This window comes from Acinetobacter sp. GWC1_38_13, assembly GCF_001767535.1.
Lineage (GTDB): Bacteria > Pseudomonadota > Gammaproteobacteria > Pseudomonadales > Moraxellaceae > Acinetobacter > Acinetobacter junii.
In genome coordinates, this window is sequence record NZ_MELG01000001.1 from 1 (window position 1) to 5,130 (window position 5,130).

Here is a 5,130-nt window from a genome sequence, read left to right on the forward strand (position 1 = left end):
AAAAAGCGGCTGCTTTACGTAGAATTTCATTGGCACGCTTTAATTCTTTAATTTCACGTTCCATTTGCTTCATTTTTTCTTGATCAGATATCTGTTGTACTTTAATAGGATTTTGCTGATCTAAATGCTTTTGATGCCAGGCACGAAGTGTTTCAGGAGTACAACCGATCTTAGGCGCAATTGCTGTGATTGCAGCCCAAGTAGAAGGATAATCTTTTTCAGATTCAATCAATAATTGAACCGCTCTTTCTCTGATTTCAGGGGTATATTTTAATTTTGTCATCGGGATAGTCTCTCAGAATATTGACTCTCCGACAAACCCGGTACGGTTCAGCCATATTTAGCACGCCACTTGTAGAAAGTCGCATTACTCATGCCATGTTCACGGCACAGGGTAGTAACAGGCGTGCCAGACTCCGCCTGTTTCAAAATAGACATGATCTGACTGTCAGTAAATTTAGATGTTTTCATGCAGAATCTCCTGCTCTAATCTTAAGAGAAAATTCTACTTTTACTTCCTTTTATTTTTAGGGGGGATTACCTATACCAGTCAACCCATTTTTCAACTGTTTGAGTACAAACTTTCTGAATTAACTGAAGATGTATTTTGCGATTGGCTTGATCACAATGACTTCCGTCCAACAACATCAGCTAAAGCATACAGACTTACACGAGCTTTCCTGAATTGGTGCGAGGAACACGAGGATTATGAAAACTTAGTGCCTCCAAAATCATACAACTCAAAAAAAGTTAAAGATAAGGTCCCTTCCCCAAAAGCCAAGAATGATTGTTTGATGAAACAGCATCTAAAACCATGGTTTGAAGAGGTAAATAAGTTAACTAGTAGAAAAATAGCGATTTTTTGATATGTAGTTTAATCACTGGTTGCAGAAAGAATGAGCTGCTTTCATTAAAATGGACAGATGTCGATTTTCGTTGGAAAACAGCAAAAGTTAGAGATAAAATTGAAGATGAAGGTCGCCTAATTCCTCTGACGGCATATGTTGAAAGCCTATTTTTAGAACTAAGGAAAAATTCTGATTCTAAATTCATATTTAGCAGTAAGGGTGCTAAATGCGGTCATATTGTCAATCCTTACGATAGCTTAGAGAAAATATGTAAAAAACTAAATATTGAACTTACTCCCCATGGATTGAGGAGATCATATAAAACGTTAGCTATTTGGGCAAAAATCAATGAAGGATCTTTAGCACAGATATCAGGTCATAAACCAAGTGCATTAGTTGTAAGGCACTACATCGTACGACCTATGGATATGCTACAAGAAACACTACAAGAATATGAGGATTGGATTTTGCAACAAGTGCGAAATGGCATTAATTGAAATGCCTCGACACGGAATTAGGTCGACCACTTACCTAAGTTACGCCTTAAATTTAGCTCAATTAGGGCGCTTTGCATTTCAAATCTTTGTGCAACAAAGCCGTTTCCAAATCATCATTCCTGTATCAGGACATGCTAAGCAGGTTTTAACGGGAAGTTCACTATTTAAAAATGGAACAGGAAGAAATTCCCATGGTTCAGTATTAGTATTAATTACAAAAGGTTGTTGATTCATTATGGCTATCCTATGTTTTTTAACAATATTGGAGATTTGATGCAGCCGAAAGTTGAGACTATTCAGCTACCTGATAATTAGGCCAATGATGATAATGTTGAGGATATATGCTGTGGTGTAACATTTAATTGTTGAATGAGATGATCAGCAATAAACTCAGCATCTTTAGCAACATCCATAAAACGTCCTGAACCCCATGTGTTTAACCAAGGTAAACCAATAAAGCTTACTTCAGGGTCAACGGTAATACCGCGATCATGTTTTGGATATCCATTTGTCTGGAATATATCTAAATCAATCCAAGAATAGTCTGGTCTAAATCCGATACACCAAATGATCGAAGTGATGTTCTCTTCAACTAAATCAATATGGGTAATTTCCTGTTCTGGCTGCCAAAGTGGCTGATATACAGATGCTGGCTCTTCAGTCACAATATTATTTTTCTCTAGATAGTCATCAATAGAGGCATTAATACGATTGTAAGTTGCATCTGCCATGTCTAGGTTCTGGATTAAATCTGGACGGAAGACAAACTGTCCTTCCTTATAGTCCTCAAATCGTCCAAACAATCGCATACCTTCTAATGCAAATTTACGTAGATCAATATCACGACCACCATCTCGCCCAGTCACATAATGATTAGTGCTGTTACGAACCTCTTCACTATATCGGTGATCTTTGACGGTTGTTTCGTAATAACCCATTTCATAAAGCCACTTCACTACGTCTTTACCACGATAAAAACGCGCACAGCGTGGTGCATCTCCCGTAGAAAGATAAACCTTTTTACCTGCCAAATGTAAATCTTCTGCAATTTGGGCACCTGATTGTCCTGAACCGACAACCAAGACATTACCTTCAGGTAACTGTTCCACATTAAAATATTGTTCTGAATGCATTACCAACACTTGTTCAGGGACTTGATCACTTAGTTTTGGATAAATTGGGGTGTGATAACCACCAGCCGCTACAACTAATTGTTTCGCAGTCGTTGTGCCTAAACTGGTTTCAATTTCAAAGTGTTGAGGTGCAATTTTTGCAACATGCTTAACCTGAACATTCAATAAAACTGGTGGATTCAGTTTTTCAATGAAGTCGTCGAGATATTCAACAATTTCATTTTTTTTCATAAATCCATCAGGGTCATTGCCGTTATATGGATGCTCTGGAAGCAAACATTGCCAATTGGGGGTAACCAAAGTGAAATTATCCCACCGTTTACTGCGCCAGCTATGGGTCAACTCTGATTCTTTTTCTAGAATCACATGATCAATTCCTGCTTTTTGTAAATAATGACTGATACATAACCCTGCCTGGCCACCACCAACAATCACGACATCATAATTTGGTTGTAAATCTTGAATTTGCATATTAAGCATCTTGTTCCCCTTATTCATTGTGCATTTCAGTAATTTCAATTTGGTCTTCGTCTTTTAAGGCGAATAAGTTAGCTTGGCGTTTAATCGTGGATAGGCTGTCCATGGCTGAACTACATGCAAAGCCATAACGTACTCGTACTCGTTCTGATGCAGCAGATAACCCATCTTCAGCCAACTTTAAAAACTGTATTGCTGGATATGAATGTCCTTTAGCTAGATATTCATAAATCACCGTGGATGGAGAGTAATATTGAATCAGCTCGCCATTCGGCCATTTCACGGTAAAATTCACGCTAGGCATATGCTGCCTCCTTCTCTATCGGCTCAATCGGATCCGACTGAGCCTTTAACTTTTTTAAAATTTCAGCATAGTTAAAACCAGTAAATGTTTGCTGATGAAAATCCCAAAATTGAGCATTTTGCTTCTGATCATGCACATAAACTTTTCCACTGGCATTACTTTCACCAATCACTGCACAGCAGATACCCTGACTGTCAAATAATTCAATGATTTCTTCGCATTCGCCTTCATCAGCTGTCAGCAAAAAACCATAACTAGGAAAGATTTGCAGCCACGTCTGCCAGTCCACATTTTGTGGTTTTGGAATTTTTTGAAGGTCTATGTCTGCGCCACTTTGCGTTGCCTCAAGTAGCATGAGCAGGCTGCCTAAAATGCCTGCATTACTAATGTCGCGTGCGGCATATACGATTCCTTGTTGTGCAAGTTGCGGCATTACTGAGAGCTGTGCTTGCAAAATACGTCCCGATACACGTTCAAAGCATTTCCAATAGACAGTGTTAGGATGAAATTGACCTTGTAGATTTAAAGCAATCAAAATCTTTTGCTGTGGTTTAACATGCAAAACCGACAATAATTTCTGTGCTGTTCCTTGAATGGCAACGGATAAAGCAGGCTGATAACTTTCAGCGATATTGCTATGCCCACCAATCAATGCAACATCATAAGCAGTACAAGCATCTTGCATGCCTTGCATTAATAATTGAGCATGCCCAACATTTGTATGCCAAAAGCTATTTACAACAGATAATGCACGACCACCCATTGCTGCAATGTCACTGATATTGGCCATGACTGCAGACCAACCCGCAAAATAAGGATGATTAGCAACAAAACCAGGCAACATCCCTTCACACGCATGTAAAATATATTGTCCTTGGACAGCAACAGCGGCAGTATCATCTCCAGGATAAGCGTATAAAGCTTGCAGAGAATTCACTTTATCCAGATTTGGGATCATTACACTTTTAGCAATCACCTGTTTTGATTGCATAGCTGGAGTTTGTCTCAAATATTCAAGAAGTTGATTGAGTGACATCATCATTCCACCTCTTTTTGCATATAAGCCTGCATGACCACATGCTGTAGCGGATAATGTTCAATTTGAGCTTGCATCATCATATGTGGAATTTCAGCAACCATTAATTCACAGACACTGTTCCAACATAATTTCTGAAAATAACGCTCATTTTGTTGCTGTACAGTCGCTAAGAATGTTTGACATCCTAGATTTTTTGCCGTCGACACTGCTGCATTAATCAGCGCTTTACCAATAGCATGATGATGACGGTACAATGGCTCTACACATAAACGCCCACCCCACCATGTATTTGCTCCATCCGGGAAGATCCGCACTGCACCTATGACATGATCATGCTCACCAAACATTTGCCCAATCGCAACAATACCTAGAGCTTTAAAGTCATATTCATCACGGCCTTCTTTTAGAATCTTTTGTTCATCGCGAAAAGTTGCCTCTCGCAGGCGATAATATTGACGACGTTCCCAGTCTTCAGTGACCACCTTGATAACAATGTCATCTGTGACAAACTGTTTAAGGTCTTCATTTAATTCTATTAACCATGGATAACCAGAAAGTTGCATACTGTTTCTCCTACTCATAAGCTTTCAGTGAAGAACATGCTCCACATTTGGCACAACCCGCTTGAGTGTCTTCCGAGTTAAGCCCATGTAGACGGAGTTGCTCACCAATTTTTGGATAGAGTGCCTGCATAAAGGCTTGCTCAGGTTTTGAATGATGTTCAAGTGCTGTTCCCTGAATTGGTACAAATGGCACTACAAACGGATAAACGCCCATCTCGGTCAAGTTGGCAGTCATTTCAATGATTTCTTTTTCTGTATCGCCTAGCCCA

At 39.3% G+C, this 5,130-nt stretch carries 6 protein-coding genes and 3 pseudogenes; 2 read left to right on the top strand and 7 right to left on the bottom strand.

What is annotated here, in order from left to right; all coding sequences use genetic code 11:
- On the bottom strand, positions 1-283 hold a 283-nt coding region (locus tag A2003_RS00005; RefSeq protein WP_161421460.1), incomplete at its 3' end, for a transposase.
- A gap of 50 nt (positions 284-333) precedes the next feature.
- A pseudogene (locus tag A2003_RS00010) lies at positions 334-471 on the bottom strand (transposase); the annotation flags it as partial.
- 71 nt (positions 472-542) lie between these two features.
- On the opposite strand from A2003_RS00010, the pseudogene A2003_RS15020 reads away from it, so the two are divergent.
- A pseudogene (locus tag A2003_RS15020) lies at positions 543-1,345 on the top strand (tyrosine-type recombinase/integrase); the annotation flags it as partial.
- Positions 1,332-1,574 carry a hypothetical protein gene (locus tag A2003_RS00020; protein ID WP_017396274.1) on the top strand — a complete coding sequence of 81 codons (243 nt, stop codon included), beginning with the start codon at positions 1,332-1,334 and terminating at the stop codon, positions 1,572-1,574. The pseudogene A2003_RS15020 and the gene A2003_RS00020, both read left to right, overlap by 14 nt.
- Before the next feature lie 82 nt (positions 1,575-1,656).
- Here the strand turns inward: A2003_RS00020 and A2003_RS00025 are convergent, their stop codons facing one another.
- From A2003_RS00025 to A2003_RS00045, 5 genes and pseudogenes are all read right to left on the bottom strand, one after another.
- Positions 1,657-2,958, bottom strand: coding sequence for an MSMEG_0569 family flavin-dependent oxidoreductase (locus A2003_RS00025; RefSeq protein WP_016541981.1), 1,302 nt, complete (start codon positions 2,956-2,958; stop codon positions 1,657-1,659).
- A gap of 10 nt (positions 2,959-2,968) precedes the next feature.
- Positions 2,969-3,259: an MSMEG_0570 family nitrogen starvation response protein gene (locus A2003_RS00030; protein ID WP_008941947.1), complete on the bottom strand. Its 291-nt coding sequence runs from the start codon at positions 3,257-3,259 to the stop codon at positions 2,969-2,971.
- Entirely contained in the window at positions 3,252-4,298 is a 1,047-nt protein-coding gene (locus A2003_RS00035) for a sll0787 family AIR synthase-like protein (protein ID WP_016541980.1), read from the bottom strand. The genes A2003_RS00030 and A2003_RS00035 overlap by 8 nt, the downstream gene beginning before the upstream one ends.
- Complete coding sequence (locus A2003_RS00040) at positions 4,298-4,861, bottom strand: MSMEG_0567/Sll0786 family nitrogen starvation N-acetyltransferase (RefSeq protein ID WP_286686647.1); 564 nt, start codon at positions 4,859-4,861, stop codon at positions 4,298-4,300. Before A2003_RS00040 ends, A2003_RS00035 begins: the two co-directional genes overlap by 1 nt.
- Positions 4,862-4,871: 10 nt before the next feature.
- A pseudogene (locus A2003_RS00045) lies at positions 4,872-5,130 on the bottom strand (MSMEG_0568 family radical SAM protein); the annotation flags it as partial.